The sequence below is a fragment of the Paracoccus sp. R86501 genome (assembly GCF_042466435.1).
Lineage (GTDB): Bacteria > Pseudomonadota > Alphaproteobacteria > Rhodobacterales > Rhodobacteraceae > Paracoccus.
Genome location: NZ_JAXHPZ010000002.1, coordinates 65,085 through 85,545 on the forward strand (window position 1 = coordinate 65,085; position 20,461 = coordinate 85,545).

At 63.1% G+C, this 20,461-nt stretch carries 18 protein-coding genes; 11 read left to right on the forward strand and 7 right to left on the reverse strand.

Annotation, left to right across the window (positions count from 1 at the left end):
- The first annotated feature begins 4 nt into the window (after window positions 1-4).
- From SJY40_RS15280 to SJY40_RS15315, 8 genes are all read left to right on the forward strand, one after another.
- Window positions 5-967 carry a GDP-L-fucose synthase family protein gene (locus SJY40_RS15280; RefSeq protein WP_378948652.1) on the forward strand — a complete coding sequence of 321 codons (963 nt, stop codon included), beginning with the start codon at window positions 5-7 and terminating at the stop codon, window positions 965-967.
- 5 nt (window positions 968-972) lie between these two features.
- On the forward strand, window positions 973-3,198 hold the full coding sequence (locus SJY40_RS15285; protein ID WP_378948655.1) for a tetratricopeptide repeat protein: 2,226 nt from the start codon (window positions 973-975) through the stop codon (window positions 3,196-3,198).
- 43 nt (window positions 3,199-3,241) lie between these two features.
- Window positions 3,242-4,735 carry a hypothetical protein gene (locus SJY40_RS15290; protein WP_378948658.1) on the forward strand — a complete coding sequence of 498 codons (1,494 nt, stop codon included), beginning with the start codon at window positions 3,242-3,244 and terminating at the stop codon, window positions 4,733-4,735.
- Window positions 4,736-4,788: 53 nt separating this feature from the next.
- The gene (rfbC, locus tag SJY40_RS15295) at window positions 4,789-5,346 is read left to right on the forward strand and encodes a dTDP-4-dehydrorhamnose 3,5-epimerase (protein WP_378948661.1); all 558 of its coding nucleotides are present in this window, start codon (window positions 4,789-4,791) and stop codon (window positions 5,344-5,346) included.
- The gene (gene rfbB, locus SJY40_RS15300) at window positions 5,343-6,380 is read left to right on the forward strand and encodes a dTDP-glucose 4,6-dehydratase (protein WP_378948663.1); all 1,038 of its coding nucleotides are present in this window, start codon (window positions 5,343-5,345) and stop codon (window positions 6,378-6,380) included. Before rfbC ends, rfbB begins: the two co-directional genes overlap by 4 nt.
- On the forward strand, window positions 6,380-7,228 hold the full coding sequence (gene rfbD / locus SJY40_RS15305) for a dTDP-4-dehydrorhamnose reductase (RefSeq protein WP_378948666.1): 849 nt from the start codon (window positions 6,380-6,382) through the stop codon (window positions 7,226-7,228). The genes rfbB and rfbD overlap by 1 nt, the downstream gene beginning before the upstream one ends.
- The gene (rfbA, locus tag SJY40_RS15310) at window positions 7,225-8,097 is read left to right on the forward strand and encodes a glucose-1-phosphate thymidylyltransferase RfbA (protein WP_378948669.1); all 873 of its coding nucleotides are present in this window, start codon (window positions 7,225-7,227) and stop codon (window positions 8,095-8,097) included. Before rfbD ends, rfbA begins: the two co-directional genes overlap by 4 nt.
- A gap of 421 nt (window positions 8,098-8,518) precedes the next feature.
- Entirely contained in the window at window positions 8,519-9,283 is a 765-nt protein-coding gene (locus SJY40_RS15315) for a calcium-binding protein (RefSeq protein WP_378948672.1), read from the forward strand.
- Window positions 9,284-9,343: 60 nt separating this feature from the next.
- On the opposite strand, the gene SJY40_RS15320 is transcribed toward SJY40_RS15315, so the two are convergent.
- The 4 genes from SJY40_RS15320 to SJY40_RS15335 form a co-directional block, all read right to left on the reverse strand.
- Window positions 9,344-10,306 carry a hypothetical protein gene (locus SJY40_RS15320; protein WP_378948675.1) on the reverse strand — a complete coding sequence of 321 codons (963 nt, stop codon included), beginning with the start codon at window positions 10,304-10,306 and terminating at the stop codon, window positions 9,344-9,346.
- Window positions 10,307-10,391: 85 nt separating this feature from the next.
- A complete protein-coding gene (locus tag SJY40_RS15325; protein ID WP_378948678.1) occupies window positions 10,392-11,468 on the reverse strand; it encodes a 2Fe-2S iron-sulfur cluster-binding protein in 1,077 nt (358 codons plus the stop codon).
- 4 nt (window positions 11,469-11,472) lie between these two features.
- Window positions 11,473-12,705: an aromatic ring-hydroxylating dioxygenase subunit alpha gene (locus tag SJY40_RS15330; RefSeq protein ID WP_378948681.1), complete on the reverse strand. Its 1,233-nt coding sequence runs from the start codon at window positions 12,703-12,705 to the stop codon at window positions 11,473-11,475.
- Window positions 12,706-12,824: 119 nt separating this feature from the next.
- Window positions 12,825-13,568 (reverse strand): hypothetical protein, encoded by a 744-nt coding sequence (locus tag SJY40_RS15335; protein ID WP_378948684.1) that lies wholly within the window; start codon window positions 13,566-13,568, stop codon window positions 12,825-12,827.
- Between the two features lie 207 nt (window positions 13,569-13,775).
- On the opposite strand from SJY40_RS15335, the gene SJY40_RS15340 reads away from it, so the two are divergent.
- Both SJY40_RS15340 and SJY40_RS15345 read left to right on the forward strand, forming a co-directional pair.
- Window positions 13,776-15,917 carry a malate synthase G gene (locus SJY40_RS15340; protein WP_378948687.1) on the forward strand — a complete coding sequence of 714 codons (2,142 nt, stop codon included), beginning with the start codon at window positions 13,776-13,778 and terminating at the stop codon, window positions 15,915-15,917.
- A gap of 93 nt (window positions 15,918-16,010) precedes the next feature.
- A complete protein-coding gene (locus SJY40_RS15345; protein WP_378948691.1) occupies window positions 16,011-17,186 on the forward strand; it encodes a nucleotide sugar dehydrogenase in 1,176 nt (391 codons plus the stop codon).
- Window positions 17,187-17,189: 3 nt separating this feature from the next.
- On the opposite strand, the gene SJY40_RS15350 is transcribed toward SJY40_RS15345, so the two are convergent.
- Window positions 17,190-17,873, reverse strand: a complete 684-nt coding sequence (locus tag SJY40_RS15350) for a hypothetical protein (RefSeq protein ID WP_378948693.1) — start codon at window positions 17,871-17,873, stop codon at window positions 17,190-17,192.
- A gap of 45 nt (window positions 17,874-17,918) precedes the next feature.
- On the opposite strand from SJY40_RS15350, the gene SJY40_RS15355 reads away from it, so the two are divergent.
- Window positions 17,919-18,179, forward strand: coding sequence for a hypothetical protein (locus SJY40_RS15355; RefSeq protein ID WP_378948695.1), 261 nt, complete (start codon window positions 17,919-17,921; stop codon window positions 18,177-18,179).
- Here SJY40_RS15355 and SJY40_RS15360 read toward each other — a convergent pair.
- Together SJY40_RS15360 and SJY40_RS15365 are read right to left on the reverse strand one after the other, a co-directional pair.
- Window positions 18,127-19,494, reverse strand: coding sequence for an ABC1 kinase family protein (locus tag SJY40_RS15360; protein WP_378948698.1), 1,368 nt, complete (start codon window positions 19,492-19,494; stop codon window positions 18,127-18,129). The genes SJY40_RS15355 and SJY40_RS15360 overlap by 53 nt on opposite strands.
- Window positions 19,487-20,410 carry an NAD(P)/FAD-dependent oxidoreductase gene (locus SJY40_RS15365; protein ID WP_378948701.1) on the reverse strand — a complete coding sequence of 308 codons (924 nt, stop codon included), beginning with the start codon at window positions 20,408-20,410 and terminating at the stop codon, window positions 19,487-19,489. The genes SJY40_RS15360 and SJY40_RS15365 overlap by 8 nt, the downstream gene beginning before the upstream one ends.
- Window positions 20,411-20,461 lie beyond the last annotated feature (51 nt).

Below are 20,461 nucleotides of genomic sequence, written 5' to 3' on the forward strand. Positions count from 1 at the left end.
CGACATGACACGGATTTTCGTGGCAGGTCATCGCGGCATGGTCGGCAGCGCCATCCTGCGCCAGTTGCAGGCACGGCGCGACGCGGGTGAACCGCTGGAGCTGATCACCCGCACCAGTGGCGAACTGGATCTGACCGAACAGGCGGCGGTGCGCGACTTCATGGCGTCAACGCGTCCTGATGCCGTCATTCTTGCGGCGGCCAAGGTCGGCGGCATCCATGCCAACAACACCTATCCGGCCGAATTCATCCACAAGAACCTGATGATCGAATGCAATGTCATCCACGAGGCCTATGCCGCCGGGGTGACGCGCTTGCTGCAGCTGGGCTCTAGCTGCATCTATCCGCGCGAGGCGCCGCAGCCCATCCGCGAAGACGCCCTGCTGACCGGCATTCTGGAACCGACAAACGAGCCCTATGCGATCGCCAAGATCGCGGGGATCAAGCTGTGCGAAAGCTACAACAGGCAATATGGTACCGATTTCCGGTCCGTCATGCCCTCGAACCTCTATGGTCCGGGCGATAATTTCGATCCTGAAAACAGCCATGTCATGCCGGCCCTGATCCGCCGTTTCCACGAAGCCGCGCGCGATGGGCTGGATCAGGTCGTCATGTGGGGCACGGGCACGCCGCGCCGCGAATTCCTGCATGTCAACGATATGGCGCGCGCCTCGCTGTTCGTCTTTGATATGGATCGCCAGACCTATCAGGTCCATACCGATCCGATGCTGTCGCATCTGAACGTCGGCAGCGGCACCGATATCGCCATCGGCGAACTGGCGCAGCTGGTGGCCCGTGTGACGGGATATCAAGGTCGCATCGAAAACGACCTGACGCGCCCTGACGGCACGATGCGCAAGCTGATGTCCTCGGACAAGCTGATGGCGATGGGGTGGAAGCCGCAGGTCGATCTGGAACGCGGTGTCGCGGAAACCTATCAATGGTTTCTTGAAAACCGCGCGGGTTGATGGCGATGGCGGATGCGCACGGCAAACTGATCGCCTTTCGTGCCGACCGGATGGGGGGGCGGCTGATCGCGCTGCTGAACACCATGCGGTTCGCACGCAGCTTCGATCTGCCCTTCGTGGTCCATTGGCGCGACAGCGACGGGCTTGGTGACGGGACCGAGCTGTTCGACAAGGATTTCGTCCGCGACCATTTCATCGACAAGCCGACCTATCAGGACATGAAGCGCAATGCGACGGCCATCGGCACCGTCATCCAAAGCGCAACGCACGACCAGTTCATGGACAACCTGCGCGGCGGCATGCACGTCCTGCTGGACCCGCCCTTCGATGTCCTGAAGATGCCCTTCGAGGATGAAGCCGAGGTCAACCGCACCTTCCGGCAGGTCGTGGACAGCCTGCCGCTGAACCCGGTTCTGGCCCGGCACCTGCGGGACTTGCGCGCCAAGCTGCGTGATGACGGGCGGCGGACCGTTGCCTATCACATCCGGCGCGGCGATCTGACCAGCGACCTGCGGGCCATGAACCGCGCCTGGCCGAACAAATTCGTCCCCGACGAATTCTTCGAGGCGCATATTCGCGCCAATCTGGACGTTGACGATGAAGGTGGCGGTGCCCGGACCGTCCTGTTCAGCGACAATCAAAGCGTGCTGGACCGCTATACCGGCATGTTCCCGGGTCTGCTGACATTCTCGAAGATCGCCGACACCAGCGCCCTGACCGATCTGCAGCGCGATGCGCTGGAACTGTTCGCCATGGCGTTGTCGGACCTGATCGTGGCGCCGCCGTCATCGGCCTTCAGTTCGACCGCCAAGACTATCGGCGGTGGTGATTTCCGCGATGTTGAATCCCAGATCACTCCGGATGCCCGTCACGATGCGCTGGATTTGCTGGCCAGCCGCTTGAAGGACCAACCACAGTTGTTCGCTAACGAAGGCGAGATCGGCCAATATCTGGTCTATGCCTGCGAACATCTGACCAGCACCGGACGCCGCGCGGAATTCGTCGATCTGGCCCGCCAGCATATCGAGGACGGTCTGAACATCGCCTTCATCTATGCCATGGCCTTCCGTGAGATGTTCTTCGATGGCCGGTATCAGGCCATCTGCGATCTGCGCCCGGCCGTGGACCGGGGCTTTGTCACATTCCAGCGCAGCTATGCGCAGATCGTGCTGTATCACGGGCTGGCCCTGCTGATGCTGGGCCGTAAGTCCGAGGCAATGGAGCAGATCACCTCGGCGTTCTGGCACGAACCGGTCGAGGGCGAGATCAACGCCCTTGCGGGCCTTTTGCGCAGTCAGGGCGATTATCACGACGGCAATTTCTGGGTCACGGATACCCATATCGAACAGCTGTTCCCGAACCGATTCATTGTCGATCACATCCGCAATTTCTATACCGCGCCGGTCGAGGCGGGCATCCTGACGTTCGACAAGATGATTCCCACCAATCGGGTGATGGTCTGGGAATGGCCGGATTTCACGCGGTCGGACCTGCGCAGCCACTACAAATTCCGCGGGCATTTCCGGTCCATCCTGCGGATTCTGGAACGGCGCAGCTGGTCAACGGGCATCAAGCCGCATTTCGACAGCTTCACCGGCATGATTGCCCTGCGCGAAGGCAATCTGGACCTTGCCGAAGACCTGATGCTGCGTGCCATCGAGGCCAAGCCCGAGATTGCCCTGTTCCATAAGCGTCTGGCCGAATTGCGCCACGAACAGGACCGCCACCCCGAGGCTTTGGCCGCGATGGATCAGGCGATCGCGCTGGACCCGGGCGTGACGATCTTTCGTGCCATGCGGGGGCTGTTCCAATGGCGCGCGGGCGACGCGGCGGGCGCGGCGGATCTGCTGGTAGGGATCGTGGACGAGGAGCAGTTGCAATTCCCGTCGGTCTATTTCCTGGCGGCGGATGCCGCACAGGATGCCGGACGGATCGAAGATGCGGCCCGCATTCTGCAGCGCGGTCTGTCACTGGCACCGCTGAACTGGCGCCGTCAACATGCGCTGGCCGAAATGAAGGCCCAGCTGGGCGACACCGAAGGGGCCGGGGCCATCCTTGACTGGGCGCTGCAATGGGCGGACGATCACCCCCCGCTGGTGATGCTGAAATCCGATCTGCTGGTTCAGGCGGGTCAGGTTGACGAAGCACGCGCCTTTCTGGAACGGCTGATGGCCCGCTATCCGGACAAGAAGCAATATATGCGGCGGCACAAGAAACTGGCAAAGTTGTAAGGGCTCAGGTGGTCCGATTGTCACCCGGTCAGGAGAGTAAGTTATGAGACGTGGTTACAGCAGGGTCGGTCAGGCGCATTTCCTGGTCTATTCCAACGGGGTCGATCCCTTTGCCAGAAATGCCGATGATTACTGCGCCTCGGCGCTGAAGGTCGGCTTCGACAGTGCGCGTCACGTGACCGAGGACGACCTGAAGCAGACGCCCTTCTGGGACGAGAACCGCTTCATTCTGGAACAGGAACGCGGGGCGGGCTACTGGCTGTGGAAACCGTGGATCATCTTGCAGAAACTGCGCGAGGTCGGGCCGGACGACATCGTCATCTATAACGACGCGGGCCGATATGGCGCGGGCAGCTTCCAGCAGTTCCCGTCCTTCCCCCACGCCGCGGTCGAACTGTGCGCCCTGACGCCCAAGCGCTTCATTCACGGGTTCATCTCGAACTGGCAGATCCAAGGGCATTACACCAAGCGTGATGCCTTTGTGCTGATGGACGCCGATACCCACGAACAGCGTCTGGCCGCGCAGATCTGTGCGGGGCCGCTGCTGTTCATGCCGTCGCAGGCCAGCTTCGATTTTCTGGAACAATGGCTGGAATACTGCAAGGACCCCCGCATCCTGACCGATCAACCGGATGAAACCGGCCCCACGCATGAGGTGTTCCGCGATCACCGCCACGATCAATCGGTCGGCTCGATCCTGGCACATAAGACCGGCGCGCATTATTTCGATTTTTCCGAAAGCGGTGCCTTCGGGGCGTCGGAAGACACGCGTCAACGCAACCGCCATGTTCCACGTCTGCAGACCCACATCGGCTACGTATCGCTGATCGCGGGCCGCGCGATGCCCGATGATTTCCTTGTCCGCGACGAACCAGACCTGTCCGAACTGACGCATCTGCTGCGCAACCTGACGCCGGGCGAACCTATCCCTGTCCATCCCGACAAGGTGCCCCAGCCCGTGCTGGCCGCCGAATTGGAGGAGTTGCTGAAGAACCCGCAGCCGACGCTGTGCCGCGATCACCTGCAATTGGCCGTAGCCGACAATCGCATCACCAATTCGCGCTTGCATGTGCTGAACAAGTATCTTGAGGAAGCGCCTTTCTTCTGGGATCTGGCGATCAAGGCGTTCCGCGATCGCGCCGCGGCTGTCCATGCCGAAGGGCGCGAACCCACCATGGAAGATGTCCCGACCCTGGCGGTGACAGCACTGCGCGACGCCGAGACACAGATGCCCGACCTGCGTCGCAAGGTGATGTCGGGCTTTGTCTGGACGCTGTTCAGTGACGATGCACGCGCGATCTTCAAGTCGGCCCACAAGAACGTCAAATCGACCAAGGGCAGCCTTGCAATGGAACGCTTCGTCGCGCTTCTGGACGAACTGGACTTCATGCCGATCCCGGTCGAGGTCGAGGGCAAGGACAAGGCCCTTGGCGAGGAGGTCTCGCGCCGGTTGATGGACTGGATGCTGGTGGATCATGTTCCCGCATCGACCATCACCGACCCGTCGCCCGACGAACCCCAGACTGGCGGTCATTGACGGGAGGTGGTCGCGGTCGCTAACCCTATCCCCATGACGGGCCAGAGGTGATCATGCAGATCCAGACGACAGCCTTGCCGGGCGTGGTGATCATCACGCCCGCGCGGCATGGCGATACGCGCGGCTTCTTCAGCGAAAGCTGGAACCGGCGCAGTCTTGACGCGGCGGGGTTGCATCTGCCCGAATTCGTTCAGGACAATCATTCGCTGTCGCGCCATGCGGGCACGCTACGCGGGCTGCATTATCAATCGCCGCCCCATGCGCAGGGTAAGCTGGTGCGCTGCGGGCGGGGCGCGTTGTTCGACGTGGCCGTCGATGCGCGGCGGGGCAGTCCAACTTGGGGGCAATGGGTCGGCGCAGAGCTGAGTTTCGAGAACGGGCGCCAGCTGTGGATCCCGGCGGGCTTCCTGCATGGCTTCGTGACACGTCAGGATGACACCGAGGTCGTCTATAAATGCACCGATCATTATGATCCCGTCTGCGACGGTGCCGTGGCATGGAACTCGGTTGGCATCGATTGGGGCATCGACGACCCTATCGTGTCCGACAAGGATCGCGCTGCGCCGTCCTTTGCCGACTGGCAGTCGCCCTTTGATTGGCAGGCGGCATGAAGCTGCTGGTCACAGGGGGCGCAGGCTTCATCGGCTCGGCCGTGGTGCGGCTGGCGATCGCGCGCGGGCATCAGGTGGTGAATCTGGATGCGCTGACCTATGCTGCGAACCTTGAAAATGTCGCTTCGGTTGCCAGCGATCCCGGTTATGTCTTCGAACGGGCGGACATCCGTGACCCCGATGCGCTGGACCGCATTCTGGCGCAGCATCGGCCCGATGCGGTGATGCATCTGGCCGCCGAAAGCCATGTTGACAGGTCCATCGACGGTCCCGCCACCTTCATGCAGACCAACATCATGGGCAGTTTCAATCTGCTGCAGGCCGCGCGTGCCTATTGGGTGGCGTCGGGGCGGCCGGAGGGGTTCCGGTTCCACCATGTCTCGACCGATGAGGTTTTCGGCAGTCTGGGACCGGCGGGGCAGTTCACCGAAACCACCGCCTATGACCCGCGCAGCCCCTATTCCGCCAGCAAGGCGGCTTCGGATCATCTGGTGCGGGCGTGGCATGAAACCTATGGCCTGCCCGTCGTTCTCAGCAATTGTTCCAACAATTACGGGCCTTATCATTTCCCCGAAAAGCTGGTCCCCGTTGTTATCCTGAACGCGCTGGCAGGGCGCCCGATCCCGGTTTATGGCGATGGCGGCAACATCCGCGACTGGCTTTTTGTCGAGGATCACGCCGAGGCTTTGCTGACCGTGCTGGAAAAGGGCCGCACCGGTCGCAGCTATAATATCGGAGGCGAGGCCGAGGTTCGTAACATCGACCTGGTCCGGATGATCTGCGCGCATATGGATGCCTTGAACCCCGGTGGTACACCGCATGCCAGACTGATCCATTTCGTGCCCGACAGACCCGGCCACGACCGGCGCTATGCGATCGATCCGACGCGGATGCGGTCCGAGCTTGGCTGGCGTCCGTCGGTCACGCTGGATCAGGGGCTGCGGCGGACGGTGGAATGGTATCTGCAGAACCGCGATTGGTGGCTGCCTTTGCTGGACCGGAACGGCGTCGGGCAGCGATTGGGGACGGTGTGATGCGCGATCTGCTGGTCTTTGGGCGCACGGGTCAGGTGGCGCGCGAATTGGCCCGCTTGGCCCCCGAGGCGAGGTTTCTTGGACGCGATCAGGCCGATCTGTCCGACCCGCAGGCCTGCGCGGATGCCGTCGGCGGGGCGCAAGCGGTCATCAACTCCGCTGCCTATACCGCCGTCGATCAGGCGGAATCCGACCCGGAACTGGCCCATCGGATCAACGCCGATGCCCCGGCTGCCATGGCGATGGCCTGCCGTGCGCGGGGGATCCCGTTCCTGCATGTGTCATCGGACTATGTCTTTTCCGGCGAAGGCAGCGCAGCCCGTGACGAAGATGCCCCGACCGGGCCATTAAATATCTATGGTGCATCCAAGCTGGCTGGCGAAGATGCGGTCATGGAAACTGGCGGGCAGTCGGCCATCCTGCGCACGTCATGGGTGTTTTCACGGCATGGGCGGAACTTCCTGACGACCATGCTGGCCTTGGGGGCCCAACGTGACAGTCTGGCAATCGTCGATGACCAGATCGGTGGCCCAACCCCGGCCAGCGATATCGCCGCAGCCCTGCTGCGGATGGCCGGCGTCATGCGGGACGATCCGACCAAGACTGGCATCTTTCACCTGTCGGGCGCGCCCGACGTGTCATGGGCCGGCTTTGCGGCCAGCATCTTTGCGCAGGCGGGATTGGCCTGTCGCGTCGATCCGATCCCGACATCCGATTATCCCACCCCTGCCCGCCGCCCGTTGAATTCGCGGCTGGATTGTCACCGCATACAACAGGCTTTCGGCATCGAGCGTCCCGACTGGCGTCAGGCCGTCGCCCGCATCCTTGATCGTGAAAGACAGATATGACCGACCGCAAGGGCATCATCCTGGCCGGAGGCAGCGGCACGCGTCTCTATCCGATCACGCTGGCCGTGTCCAAGCAGCTGCTGCCGCTTTATGACAAGCCGATGATCTATTACCCGATCACGGTTCTGATGCTGTCGGGCATCCGCGACATCGCCATCATCACCACCCCCGAGGATCAGGCGCAGTTCCAGCGTCTGCTGGGGGATGGCGGACAATGGGGGCTGCGCTTCACCTATATCGTGCAGCCCCGCCCCGAAGGTCTGGCGCAGGCCTATCTGCTGGCGGCCGATTTTCTGGACGGCGCACCCTCGGCGATGGTGCTGGGCGACAACATCTTCTTCGGGCATGGACTGCCACCGATGCTGCTGGCTGCGGACCGGCGCAAGACCGGTGCGACGGTCTTCGGCTATCACGTGCGCGATCCCGAGCGCTATGGGGTGATCGATTTCGATCCGCAGGGCGGTGTGCGAGCCATCATCGAAAAGCCGCAGGTTGCGCCGTCTTCCTTTGCGGTCACCGGGCTGTATTTTCTGGACGGGACCGCGCCTGATCGCGCAGCGCAGGTCACCCCTTCGGCCCGCGGAGAGCTGGAGATCACCTCGCTGCTGCAGTCCTATCTGGATCAGGGACAGCTGAGCGTCGACCGCATGGGCCGCGGTTTTGCATGGCTGGATACTGGCACGCACGAAAGCCTGCTGGACGCCGGAAACTTTGTTCGGACCCTGGAAAACCGCCAAGGCCTGCAATCGGGCTGCCCCGAGGAGATCGCGTTCGAATCGGGCTGGATCACCCGCGAAGATTTGGCCGTCCGCGCACGGATTTTCGGGAAAACAGGCTATGGCGACTATTTATTCAAATTGCTGGATTGATACATATTAATTGAATACGCATTCAAACAACTTAAAGGATAGTCGGGCATTTAAATAACAACTTAATTAAATGTCCCGCAATCATCTTTTTCGTTGTCATTATAATTTTAACTAACTAGTAATATTATATGCAGAGGCCCAAGGCTGTTCACCTTGTTCCCTGCAAGACCGGGTCCCCTTGGGCTCCGGTCAGGGTGTTCGACCCGAGGGCCGGCACACAGTCAGAAATATTGATAATGTTTACAACGGACCCGTCTGGGGCTGCGGCAGAGATTTTGTCCGGCTTATGTGATGGTCTTGCGCCAACGATCTCATTTCTGACCTGACGATAATGCTCCCGTCCATGTGGGCGGGTTCCCTGGACGCCGGTCCATGTCGGTCCGGCTTTTCAAAGAGTTCTTTTTTTCCGATGGGGGAAGACATGGCTGAGATTATTGGAACTGCGAACGACGACGACCTGACGGGCACCGGCAGCGCCGATACCATCAAGGGCGGCGACGGCAATGACGTCATCCAGGGCGGTGGCGGCAGCGACCATCTGAAGGGTGACGCCGGCGACGACGTCATCTCGGGTGGTCCGGGCGGCGATCTGGTCGAGGGCGGCGAAGGCCGCGATACTGTCACGGGCGGTTCGGGCGACGACACCGTGCGCGGCAATGACGGCAACGACAATCTGTCCGGCGGCGTCGGCAATGACGTTGTCGACGGCGGCAATGGCAATGACTGGTTGTACGGCGGTCAGGGCAACGACAAGCTGTTCGGCGGCGCAGGCAACGACAAGATGTACGGCGGCGACGGAGCTGACCGTCTTGATGGCGGCGCAGGCAACGACAAGCTGTACGGCGGCGGCGGCGGCGACATTCTGGACGGCGGTCAGGGCAAGGACGTCCTTGACGGCGGCGCGGGTGCCGACATTCTGACCGGCGGTGCAGGCGCGGATACCTTCGTCTTCCACGATGGCGGCGGACGCGACACCTTCGTCGACTTCACCACCGGCGGCGCAAGCGACACCCTGCAGCTGAGCAACAAGCTGTTCGATGCCCCGATGAGCGCCGAAGACGTCATCGACATGTACGGCACGATGGTCGACGGCATGGCTGCGCTGGACTTTGGCGATGGCGACATGATCATCTTCCAGAACATGACCGACCTGTCGAACCTGGCCGGGCATATCGAGTTCATCTGATCGCCACGCGATCGGAATGGTACGGGACGGGCGGCATCGCAAGGTGCCGCCCGTTTGCCGTCACGCCCTGCCCAGCAGGTGACGCATGCGGGCGATCTTTGCCGGACGTTGCGCCAGAAAGTCCCGCTCCAGCAGGGTGATGATCTGATCGGCCTGTTGGTATTGGCGCAGTTGCAGACAGGCGTCGAACTTGGCCTCCAGCAGGGCTTCGTTCGGTCCGAAACGTGCCTCGATCGCCGTCAGTCCACGCAGATAGCCTGCATCTGACAGCGGATCCGTACGTCCGCGCTGAATCTTCAGCCAGCCCAGCCCCATCTGGCCGTGATCGTTGCGGCAATTTCGGATGATGGCCCGCGCGGCCGTAAAATCCTGCCGCCTGAAGTAGGCATCGAAGAAATCGCGCAGCCTGCCACTGTCCTTCATGTGCAGCAGCGGCGTGTGACCGGCGAAGGGCAGCGGCCAGCGGATCAGGTTGCGCCCCGTCGCGCGAACCTGCGGCAGATGCGCGGTATCGGCGGCAAAGAACGGGTCGTAGATCACGTGATGCACCATTCCCGCATTCAGTGCCGGCGCCAGGGGATGGATGACACGGCAATCCTCGACCACCTGCTGAAAACGGGTCTCCCAAGGGGCCCATGCCGGATCGACATAGATCAGCGGCACGGCTGCCAGTAGGCGCTGCATCGGCAGATATTGCGCGGCCAGCATCGCCCCCGCCCCGCCCATCGAGGCACCGAAACCCTCCAGCGCAATATCCAGGGTCAGCTTTTCCGCAAGGGCGGCGCAGGCGGCGGGAAAATCGCGGGTCTGCCACCAGTGGTTCCGCTTGGCCAGAAAACAGGCATAGCCCATGCCGAAATCCGCGGCCATCGTGGGCAGGACGGGCTTGTGCGGCGGGCGGGCGGCCCAATGGGAAAACGCCACCAGCATCCGGGACCGTTCCGCGCCGCGCATGACGACGCGGATATCGGCACCGTCATAAATGATCTGCAGCCGGTCGCCCGCGGATTTGAGGTCGTCCATATGGCCGTTCCCGAAAGGTCCTGCCACTTCGGTGACACAGGGTTCTGCCCGCGTCCAGATGTCTGCTCTTCACATTCGCGGGCGCCTAGACCTCGACCGAGACACGTCCCATCGGGTTCGAACAACAGGCCAGGATCCAGCCCTCGGCGATGTCGTCGTCGCTGATGCCGCCGTTGTGGACCATATGCACATCGCCCGCCGTCTTGCGGACCTTACAGGTCCCGCACAGCCCGAAGGTGCAGCCCGAGGGGATGTTCAACCCTGCCCGCTTGGCCACCGCCAGCACGGTGTCGGTTTCCGCGCAGGCAGCCGTGACGCCACTGGAGGCAAAGGTGACCTGCGCGCGGGCGTCCTCGTCCGGGGCGACGTCGTCGATGACCGGTGCCTCGGCCTCGGTTTCGATGGGCGCGCCGAAGCTTTCCTGATGATAGCGGTCCATGTCATAGCCAAGCGCGGTCAGCATGTCGCGCACCGCTTGCATGAAGGGTTCGGGACCGCAGCAGAAGACCTCGCGCTCAAGATAGTCGGGGGCCATCAGGCCCAACATCAACTGGTTCAACCGGCCCTGATATCCTGTCCAGGTGATATATGGTTCGGGCTCTTCGATGGTGAAGCGCAGCTGGACGCCCGGAACGCGGGCGGCGAATTGTTCCAGCCGTTCGCGGAAGATGATGTCGGACGGGCGCCTTGCGGCATGGACGAAGGTGATGTCGGCGTTCTGCGCCTGATCCCAGGCCCAGGTGGTCATCGACATCATCGGCGTCACCCCCGACCCCGCCGAGATGAACAGGTATTTCTGCGCGGGATGGCGGTGGAAGCTGAAGATCCCGCCCGGACCAAAGGCCTTCAGCCGCATGCCCGGCTTCAGGTGATCCAGCATCCAGCGCGTCCCGATCGACGTCGCCTGCGCCTTGACCGTCACCGAGATCGACAAGGGCCGCGAAGGCGAGGACGAGATCGTATAGGTCCGCTGCACGTTGCCACCCGGCACCGGCAGGTCCAGCGTCACGAACTGTCCGGGCTGGTAATCGAACCAGGCCCCCGAGGGCGCACGGAAGATGAAGGTGGCCGTGTCGCGGGTTTCGGGGACGACCATGACGCATTCCAGATGCTCGTCGTCGGACCAGGGTTCGGCATTCCAGTTCAGGCGGGGTTTTTTCATCAGGTCACTCTGCGGCGTGCTGCATTCCAAGGCGGGCGGACATCAGACCGCAGTACCAATCGACGAAGTGGATGACGCCGGCCTCTTGCGTGGGGGAATAGGGGCCGGGCTGATAGGCGGGCGACAGGATGCCCTTCTGGTTTTCCTCGACCACCTGACGGTCTTCGTCATTGGTGTTCAGCCAGACGCGGGTCAGGGTTTCGATGTCGTAATCCACACCCTCGACCGCGTCCTTATGGACCAGCCAATTGGTGGTCACCTGCGTTTCGGTCGGGCTGATCGGCAGGATCCGGAAGACGATGGCGTGATCGGGCAGGAAGTGGTTCCAGCTGGACGGGAAGTGGTACAGCATCAGGCTGCCCGCGTCGTTCCACGGAATGCTGCCCATGCGCCGGGTGACGGCGGCCTTGCCCGACATGGTAAAGCTTTCCTGATCGTCCATCAGCGGCACGCGGGCCATGCGCCATTGCATCTGCGGGTCGTTGACGAAGCGCGACGGCAGATTGGCGGCGTCGCATCGCGCCCAATGGTCCAGAATTTCCGGACTGGCAGCGTTCGGCCCCTCCATCACGGTCATCAGCGGGTCGTCGGAATAGGTGCGGCACAGCGACGGATGCGATCCCCCGCAGTGATAGCATTCACGGTTGTTTTCCAAGACCAGCTTCCAGTTGCCGTTTTCGACGATGGTGCTGGAATGGGCGATCTTGGCATTCGTCAGTCCCGACGGACCGGCATAGCGCATCATGTTCTGCGCGAAATCGCTGATCGGGGGCGGCACCTGCGCAAGGCAGATGAAGACCATCCCCGCCAGTTCGACGCAATGCACCGGCTTCAATCCGTATTTCGAGGCATCGAAATCAGGCCCCATGTCGCGCGCAAAGACCAGTTTGCCCGTCAGGTCATAGGTCCATTGGTGATAGGGGCAGACCAGCTTGGGGTTGCTGCCGCTGGCCTTGGCACAAAGGCGCTGGCCGCGGTGGCGGCAGACGTTGTGAAAGGCCCGTAGCCGGCCATCGTCGCCGCGGGTGATCACCACCGGCGCTTCACCCACCTGCAGGGTGGTGAAACTGCCGGCCTTGGGCAATTCGCAGGACGGTCCCGCGAACAGCCATTCGCGGTACCAGATCAGGTCCAGATCGTCGCGATAGGCCTGCTGCCCGCAATAGAGGTCGCGCGGCAGGGCATGGTCGGGCAGGCGATCGGCAATCAGCTGTGCAGTCGAGGGTGCGTATGTCATGGCGCGGATCGTTCCCAAGGCGCTTGGCGGTGGCATTCCCCTGCAAGGTTAAAGCCGATGTCGCGCCGACTTGGCAGATTTGCGACATTCGGGTCGCGGAAACAGACACGCAGGGCGATTTACGACGGAAGGTGTCCCGCAGCACGCAGTCGCGCCAGCTGTTCGCCGGAATGCGGGCCGATCTCGTCGATGAGGGCACGCAGTTCGGCGACCAGTTCGGGCGGGCGGGCAAGATTGACGGTATGGAACAGGCCCGTCGCCTCAAGATCCTCGGTCATCATGCTGGTCAGGCAGGCGTTTTCGCGTGGGACGACCCACATCCAGCGACCCGCCTGCGTATGGAGGCGGGCGTGGCGCAGATCGACGAAGCCCTTGGCATCCTCGATCTGTTCAAGCCGTGGCAGGTTACGGCCCAACTGGCAGGTGGTGCCGCTGCCAAGGATGTTGACCTTGACCATATGCGGTGCACGCTTGTGGAACATCCAGTTCTTCCAGCCGCGACGGCCGCTGTCATCCTTGGCTACCCAGGCATTGCCCAGATACCCCAACACATGGCGATCGGCGGGCAGCGTCTTGAAGAAGGCGACCGTCCGGGTGACGTAATCGGGCGGATAGACGATGTCGTCGTCGATGGTGAAGACGATGTCATCATCGTCGGGCAGAAAAGCGAACTTGCCTGCGTCCTTCAGGTTCCGATCGGGGATTAGCACTTCGATCCGGTCGTCGCCCGCCAGCGCGTCGGGAATGCGGTCATACCCGTTCAGGCAAATGCACAGCCGGTCCACCTGCGGCAGGATCGAGGCGACGGTCTGCATCAAGATCCCCGCGCGCGGGGGAAAAGTCGCCAGATGGGCGCGGATCATGGGTCAGCCCTGCCGTGTCATGGTTTTCTGCCACGATGCCCGCCGCACAGTGGACGTGTCAAACGGCGTCTTGCCCGAACCGCGACCAGTTTAAATCCATTAATGGAAGGTTTTTTCAAAATGCTTGGCAAAGGCGCCCTGTTGTCGTATGTCAGGCTGACGCAACACGCGGTGGCCGCCGATTCCACCGCGATCCGGAGGAACAGCATGACCGCCAGCACCACCCATCGCCACGGCCTTCAGATCGACGGCCAGCTTGCAGATTTTATCGACACGCAGGTGCTGCCGGGCACCGGGGTTCAGTCGGACGACTTCTGGAAGGGCTATGCCGCGATGCTGGCGGAATTTGGCGACCAGAACCGCGCACTGTTGGACCGCCGCGCCGATCTGCAGGGCAAGATCGACGACTGGCATCGGGCGAACCCCCAGATGGACCCCGCCGCCTATCGCGATTTCCTGACCAAGATCGGTTATCTGGTACCCGAGCCCGCGCCCTTTGCCGTGGACAACGGCGATGTCGACCCCGAGATCGCCACCCTCGCCGGTCCGCAGCTCGTCGTGCCGGTCAGCAACGCCCGCTTCGCGTTGAATGCGGCGAATGCGCGGTGGGGATCGCTTTACGATGCGATGTACGGATCGGACGTCATGGGGCCGGTGCCCACGGGTGGGTTCGACACGGCGCGGCGCGATGCGGTCGTTGCGCGGGCGGTGCAATTCCTTGATGACAGCTTCCCCTTGGCGCAGGGCAGCCATGCCAACGTCACGGCCTATACCGCCGATGCTACGGGCCTGAGCGCCACGGTCGACGGCCAGCAGGTCGCGCTGGCCGATCCTTCCGCTTTCGTCGGCACGCGCAAGGACGGCGGTGACACCGCGCTGATCCTGCGCCATCACGGGCTGCATGTCGAACTGGTGCTGAACCCCGATCATCCCATCGGTGCGGCTTCGGCCAGCGGGCTGCGTGACATCGTGGTCGAGGCGGCCCTGACCGCCATCCAGGACTGCGAGGACAGCGTCGCCGCCGTCGATGCCGCCGACAAGGTAGCCGTCTATGGCAACTGGCTGGGCCTGATGAAGGGCGATCTGACCGACAGCTTCGACAAGGGCGGCAAGACCATGACCCGCCGTCTGGCTGATGACCGCCAGATCAGCCGCCCCGACGGCAGCACCCTGACCCTGCCCGGTCGCGCGCTGCTGCTGGTGCGCAATGTCGGTCACCTGATGACCACCGACGCCGTGATGCTAGACGGCCAGCCGACCCCCGAAGGCCTGATGGACGCGATGGTCACCACGGCCTGTGCCATCCACGACCTGAAGCGCACGCAGGGTCTGGGTAACAGCCGCAAAGGTGCGATCTATATCGTCAAACCCAAGATGCACGGCCCCGAAGAGGCGGCCTTTGCCGATGCCGTCTTCACCCATGTCGAAAAGGTACTGGGTCTTGCGCCGAACACCGTCAAGCTGGGCCTGATGGACGAGGAACGCCGCACCAGCGCCAATCTGGCCGCCTGCATCCACGCGATCCGGCACCGTATCGTCTTCATCAACACCGGCTTCCTTGATCGCACGGGCGACGAGATCCACACCTCGATGCAGGCCGGTCCGTTTGTCGGGCGCGACGGCATGAAGACCTCGACCTGGCTGAAGGCCTATGAGGATCGCAACGTGCTGATCGGGCTTGCCGCGGGCATGAAGGGGCGCGGCCAGATCGGCAAGGGCATGTGGGCCAAGCCCGATGCTATGGCCGAGATGCTGGAGGTCAAGATCGGCCACCCGAAATCGGGTGCTACGACCGCATGGGTGCCCAGCCCCACCGCCGCAGTCCTGCATGCGCTGCACTATCACCAGGTCGATGTCGCCGCCCGTCAGGATGAACTGAAGGACCAGCCCCTGCCCGGTCTGGACCTGCTGCTGACGCCTGCGCTGGCCGACGGCCCGATCCCGCAGGGTCAGGTGATGCGTGAATTGGACAACAGCGCGCAGGGGATCCTGGGCTATGTCGTGCGGTGGGTCGATCAGGGCATCGGCTGTTCCAAGGTGCCCGACATCGACGACGTGCAGCTGATGGAGGACCGCGCCACCTGCCGGATCAGCGCGCAATACCTGGCCAACTGGCTGGAACACGGGCTGATCACCCGCGATCAGGTCGAGGAGGCCCTGCGCCGCATGGCCGCCAAGGTCGACGCGCAGAACGCGGGCGATCCCGCCTATCGCCCGATGGCGCCGGGCTTCGACGGCCCCGCCTTCAATGCCGCGCGCGAGTTGATCCTGACCGGAACGCAGCAGCCCTCGGGCTATACCGAACCGGCATTGCACGCATGGCGGGCCAAGGCCAAGCAAACGGCCTGAGCCATCCTCCGAAAGGTGAATGCGGGTGCCATTGCGGCGCCTGCACCGCCTGTTAAGCTGGTGCGGCACAAATCAGCGAGGCTTCGGCGACATATGGCGGGAAAACGAATTGCGGTGGCCGGCATCGGCTATGTCGGGCTGTCCAATGCCGTCCTGCTGGCCGAGCGCAACAGCGTTCGCGCGCTGGACGTCGACGAAACCCGCGTGGCGATGCTGAACGGGCGGCAATGCCCCATCGTCGACGACGACATCTCGGACCATCTGAAGCATCGCAAGCTGGACCTGACGGCGACCACCGATCCTGCCGTCGCCTATCGCGATGCCGAGGTGGTCATCGTGGCCACGCCGACGAATTACGACCCGGTGACGAATTACTTTGACACCTCCAGCGTCGAGGCGGTGATCGCGGATGTCATCCGGCTGGCACCTCAGGCGCTGATCGTGGTGAAATCGACCGTGCCGGTGGGCTTCACCCGTCAGGTGCGCGACAAGATGCAGACCGATCAGGTCATCTTCAGCCCGGAATTCCTGCGCGAAGGTCTGGCGCTGCACGACAATCTGCACCCATCCCGCATCGTCGTAGGCGAGGACAGCCCCCGCGGCCGCGCCTTTGCCGACCTGCTGGCCGAGGCGGCGTTGGACGACGGCGTGCCGATCCTGCTGACCGGATCGACCGAAGCCGAAGCGATCAAGCTGTTCGCCAACACCTATCTTGCGCTGCGCGTCGCCTATTTCAACGAATTGGACAGCTATGCCATGGCCCAAGGGCTGGACAGCCGCCAGATCATCGAGGGCGTGGGCCTCGATCCGCGCATCGGCACGCATTACAACAATCCGTCGTTCGGCTATGGCGGCTATTGCCTGCCCAAGGACAGCAAGCAGTTGCTGGCCAATTATCAGGACGTGCCACAGAACCTGATCGCTGCCGTCGTCGATGCCAACCGTACCCGCAAGGACACCATCGCCGAAGCGATCCTTGCGCGGGGCCCGCGGGTCGTGGGCATCTATCGCCTTGTGATGAAAGCCGGGTCCGACAACTTCCGGCAAAGTGCGGTGCAGGGCATCATGAAGCGGCTGAAGGCCAAGGGGTTGGAGGTCATCGTCTATGAACCCGCCATGCCCGACAACAGCTTCTTCGGGTCGGACGTGGTCAGGGATCTGGACGCCTTCAAGGCGCGCGCCGATGTGATCGTCGCCAATCGCGTCACCGAGGATCTGTACGATGTTCGCGACCGCATCTACACCCGCGACCTGTTCGGCGCGGATTGATCGTCACAACAGCTGACGCAGGCGCTGCTCGATCTGGCGGCGCCTCCAGCGGGATCTGATCTGTTTCGCATAGAGGTTCTTCGGCACGATGCAGATCGAGCCGTCATTGTGTTTCAGCAAGAAGCGACGCGTTGCTGCGGCAATGCGGCTGTCGGCGGCGGTCAGGGCGGCGACGGTCACCTCGACCTCGGTGATGTCCTCCAGATCGATATTCTCGAAACTGTTGTGGCGGGCGCGGTCCAGAAGGTCGGTGACGCTGCCGATATCCACCGAGTTGCCCGACTTCAGCGGCCCCTGCAGCGTCGCCTCACGCGGGGTCTTGTGCTGTTCGCGCGCGATCTCGGTGCGGTCCGCGACCGACGACACCCGTTCCCCCTGCGTGGTGCGCACCGACAGCATGATCTCGAGCACGTAGATCGGCTCGAACCCGAGGTTGCTGACGAGGATGCGGGCGGACAGATCGCGTGCGCCACCCAAATGCACTAAAATCTCGGTCCGGCGCTGGCGGCGCAGCCCCGAGACGATGATGTGCAGATAGACCATCCAGACCAGCGCCGTGATGGCCGACAGCCCTGCCTGAACGATCCCGCTGTTGTCAGACACCCAAGTCCACATGCCCCAATCCCCCACGTCGATTGCGCGCCACAACACCTGCATGACGGTGTTGTTCCATGACAGGAACTTCACTGCCCGCCTGCGGGTTCAGACCTTGATCCGCAAAAGGAAAATGCCATGACCGAACCCACCCCAAGCGCCATCGAGGGTCGCATGCTGGCTCACCGTCGCATCCTGTCCCGCCTGATCGCATCCCTGCCGGAACAGGATCGCACCCAGTTGCTGGATTGGATATCCAACCGCGAGGTCATGCGCGACGGGCAGGAAGACCCCGGCGCCGTCCCCGCAGAAGGCAGCGCATTAGAACTGGCCATGGCCGACGAATTCAGCCGCGTGGCAATTCTGGCGGGTGATACGCTGTCCGATCAGGACCGCTGACCCCCAGCCTGTGCAGCAGGCGGTCAAGGTCGATCCGGGCCTGCAGCCGCGACAGCAGCAGGAACAGCCCTCCCAGCTTACGGTGCAGGAACATGATCTGCGGCGGGGGGACATGCGCCACCCGCCGCGATTGTGAGAGGCTCAGGGCGATATCGGCGATCTGTTGGGGGATGGTCGTGGCGGCGGCATCGAAGTCCTCGCCGCGGCGCAAAGGCGACAGGGCCAGTTCGATCATCTGCATGACCGCGGCCTGATGACCGGCATCGGCATCGGATGCCAGATAGCCGATGTCGATTGCCGCCTGTCGGACGGCATCGCGGTCATCCGCCAACCCCGCGCGCAGAAGCTGCAGATATGTCGGCGCCAGTTCGGACGAAAAGCTGCGCAGCGCCCCGAAATCCAGCAATACGACGCGACCCGTCTGGGGCTGCCAGCGATAGTTCGCAAAATTCGGATCGGTCTGCATCAGGTTGAAATGGAACAATTCGTCCAGTGTCAGGTCGATCAGATCCTGCGCAACCTTGTTGCGCGTGGCAGCGGGCGCATGGATCAGACTGTCGATCGGCTGGCTGTCGATGAACTGCATCGCAAGGACATGACTGGTAGTCAGGTCCGGATCAGGCGTGGGCATGATGACGCCCTCACGGTCGCCAAGCGCGCGGGCATAGGCGGTCATCTTGGCGGCCTCGGCCAGATAATCGGCCTCGGCGTGCAGTTGCAGGCGCGTTTCTTCCAGCAACGGCGCGATGTCGGTTCCGGGGGGCAGCAGTCCGGATATGCGCAGCAGCAGGCCGAGGTTGTCAACGTCGCTGTCGATGCTGGCACGCACGCCGGGGTATTGCACCTTGACCGCCAGCACCCGCCCGTCATGTGTCACCGCCCGATGCACCTGCCCGATCGAGGCCGCAGCAATCGGCCTGACCTGAAAATCGGCAAAACCTCTGCGCCAGTCGGTTCCCCATGCTTGCGCCAACACGCGTTGCAACTGGCGTTCGGGCATGTGGTCGGCCTCGGCCTGCAGGCCTTGCAGCATCTGTGCCAGTTGCGGCGGCAGAAACTGCCCGCTTTCCATCGAGATCAACTGGCCGACCTTCATCGCCGCACCGCGCATCCGCGACAGCTGTAAGGCCAGACGTGCGGCATTGGCGGGCGTCAGCAGCAGATCGCGCGCATCCAGACGGCGGCCCGTGGCCAATTGGCCCAACCCCTGCGCGATGGCCCGCCCACCGATGTTCGTGGCAAGCCCGCCGATCTGCATCAGCCGCGTCAATCGCCCTGACGGAACCGCCCGCGCCTTTGGACGGCGATCATCCATCGGCCAGCAGATGCGCGGCCATCGCGGTGCCGCTTGCCCAGCCATCCCGCGCCGTCGGCCCAAGCGCCCAATCACCCCCCGCCAGCAGACCATTGCCGTCATCGGCCAGAAACGGTTGTCCAAGTGGCCGCGACACGCGCGAATACAGCCAGCGATGGGCGGATGCATACTGCAGATGATCAGAGGCGGCGCCCAGTTGGTCCAACAGAACGGGGGCCATCATGCAGGCAAGTTGGTCGAAGCCCACGTCGATATGTTGCGCGCTGAAGTCCGGATCGGCCTGCATGACCCAGGTTGCCAGCGGCTGGCCCTGTCGATCCGGCTTGCTGCCATCATGGGCGATCCAGGCCGCGGCGCCTGTTCCCGATTTCCAGCGAAACGGCTGCGGCGCATCTGGCGACAGCCCCGCCATCAGTGTCACGCAGGGGTCATACGCCACCTTTGCAAGCGGTTCGGCAAAGGGGTGATCCGCGCCCAGCAGGTCGCGCGCCTGCGGTGCCGGGATCGCCAGAGCCACACGGCCCGCGTCCTGCCATATGTCGTCGATGGCGATCTGCCAGCCTGCATCGCCGCGACGCAATCCGGCCACCATCGCACCCTGCGTGACGTCAAGATCGCGGGCCATGGCGCGCACGACATCGGACATGCCCGGACTGCCCACCGGGCCGCGATCGGCCCAAGGGGCAACCGCACCGCCCAATCCCCGCAGCATTTGCGCGAAGTCGGGGTCAGTTGTCGCCAGATCCTGCGCGCCATGGTCGAATTGCAGACCTTGCCGCGTGCGGCGGGTGGACATGCGACCGCCGATGTTGCGCCCCTTGTCAATGACGCGCACCTTCAGACCCGCCCGATGCAGATGTCGTGCACAGGCAATGCCGGTGATTCCCGCGCCGATGATGGTCACCTGATCGGTCATGGTTGGCCCCTTTGCCATTGTGCCCTGCCCCCATCAGGGCAGGTCGCGGCG

What these genes read in the sequence shown, in the direction of transcription:
- SJY40_RS15280 (WP_378948652.1), top strand. Translation starts at nt 5, where the DNA reads ATGACACGGATTTTCGTGGCAGGTCATCGCGGCATGGTCGGCAGCGCC.
- SJY40_RS15285 (WP_378948655.1), top strand. Translation starts at nt 973, where the DNA reads ATGGCGGATGCGCACGGCAAACTGATCGCCTTTCGTGCCGACCGGATG.
- SJY40_RS15290 (WP_378948658.1), top strand. Translation starts at nt 3,242, where the DNA reads ATGAGACGTGGTTACAGCAGGGTCGGTCAGGCGCATTTCCTGGTCTAT.
- rfbC (WP_378948661.1), top strand. Translation starts at nt 4,789, where the DNA reads ATGCAGATCCAGACGACAGCCTTGCCGGGCGTGGTGATCATCACGCCC.
- rfbB (WP_378948663.1), top strand. Translation starts at nt 5,343, where the DNA reads ATGAAGCTGCTGGTCACAGGGGGCGCAGGCTTCATCGGCTCGGCCGTG.
- rfbD (WP_378948666.1), top strand. Translation starts at nt 6,380, where the DNA reads ATGCGCGATCTGCTGGTCTTTGGGCGCACGGGTCAGGTGGCGCGCGAA.
- rfbA (WP_378948669.1), top strand. Translation starts at nt 7,225, where the DNA reads ATGACCGACCGCAAGGGCATCATCCTGGCCGGAGGCAGCGGCACGCGT.
- SJY40_RS15315 (WP_378948672.1), top strand. Translation starts at nt 8,519, where the DNA reads ATGGCTGAGATTATTGGAACTGCGAACGACGACGACCTGACGGGCACC.
- SJY40_RS15320 (WP_378948675.1), bottom strand. Translation starts at nt 10,306, where the DNA reads ATGGACGACCTCAAATCCGCGGGCGACCGGCTGCAGATCATTTATGAC.
- SJY40_RS15325 (WP_378948678.1), bottom strand. Translation starts at nt 11,468, where the DNA reads ATGAAAAAACCCCGCCTGAACTGGAATGCCGAACCCTGGTCCGACGAC.
- SJY40_RS15330 (WP_378948681.1), bottom strand. Translation starts at nt 12,705, where the DNA reads ATGACATACGCACCCTCGACTGCACAGCTGATTGCCGATCGCCTGCCC.
- SJY40_RS15335 (WP_378948684.1), bottom strand. Translation starts at nt 13,568, where the DNA reads ATGATCCGCGCCCATCTGGCGACTTTTCCCCCGCGCGCGGGGATCTTG.
- SJY40_RS15340 (WP_378948687.1), top strand. Translation starts at nt 13,776, where the DNA reads ATGACCGCCAGCACCACCCATCGCCACGGCCTTCAGATCGACGGCCAG.
- SJY40_RS15345 (WP_378948691.1), top strand. Translation starts at nt 16,011, where the DNA reads ATGGCGGGAAAACGAATTGCGGTGGCCGGCATCGGCTATGTCGGGCTG.
- SJY40_RS15355 (WP_378948695.1), top strand. Translation starts at nt 17,919, where the DNA reads ATGACCGAACCCACCCCAAGCGCCATCGAGGGTCGCATGCTGGCTCAC.
- SJY40_RS15360 (WP_378948698.1), bottom strand. Translation starts at nt 19,494, where the DNA reads ATGGATGATCGCCGTCCAAAGGCGCGGGCGGTTCCGTCAGGGCGATTG.
- SJY40_RS15365 (WP_378948701.1), bottom strand. Translation starts at nt 20,410, where the DNA reads ATGACCGATCAGGTGACCATCATCGGCGCGGGAATCACCGGCATTGCC.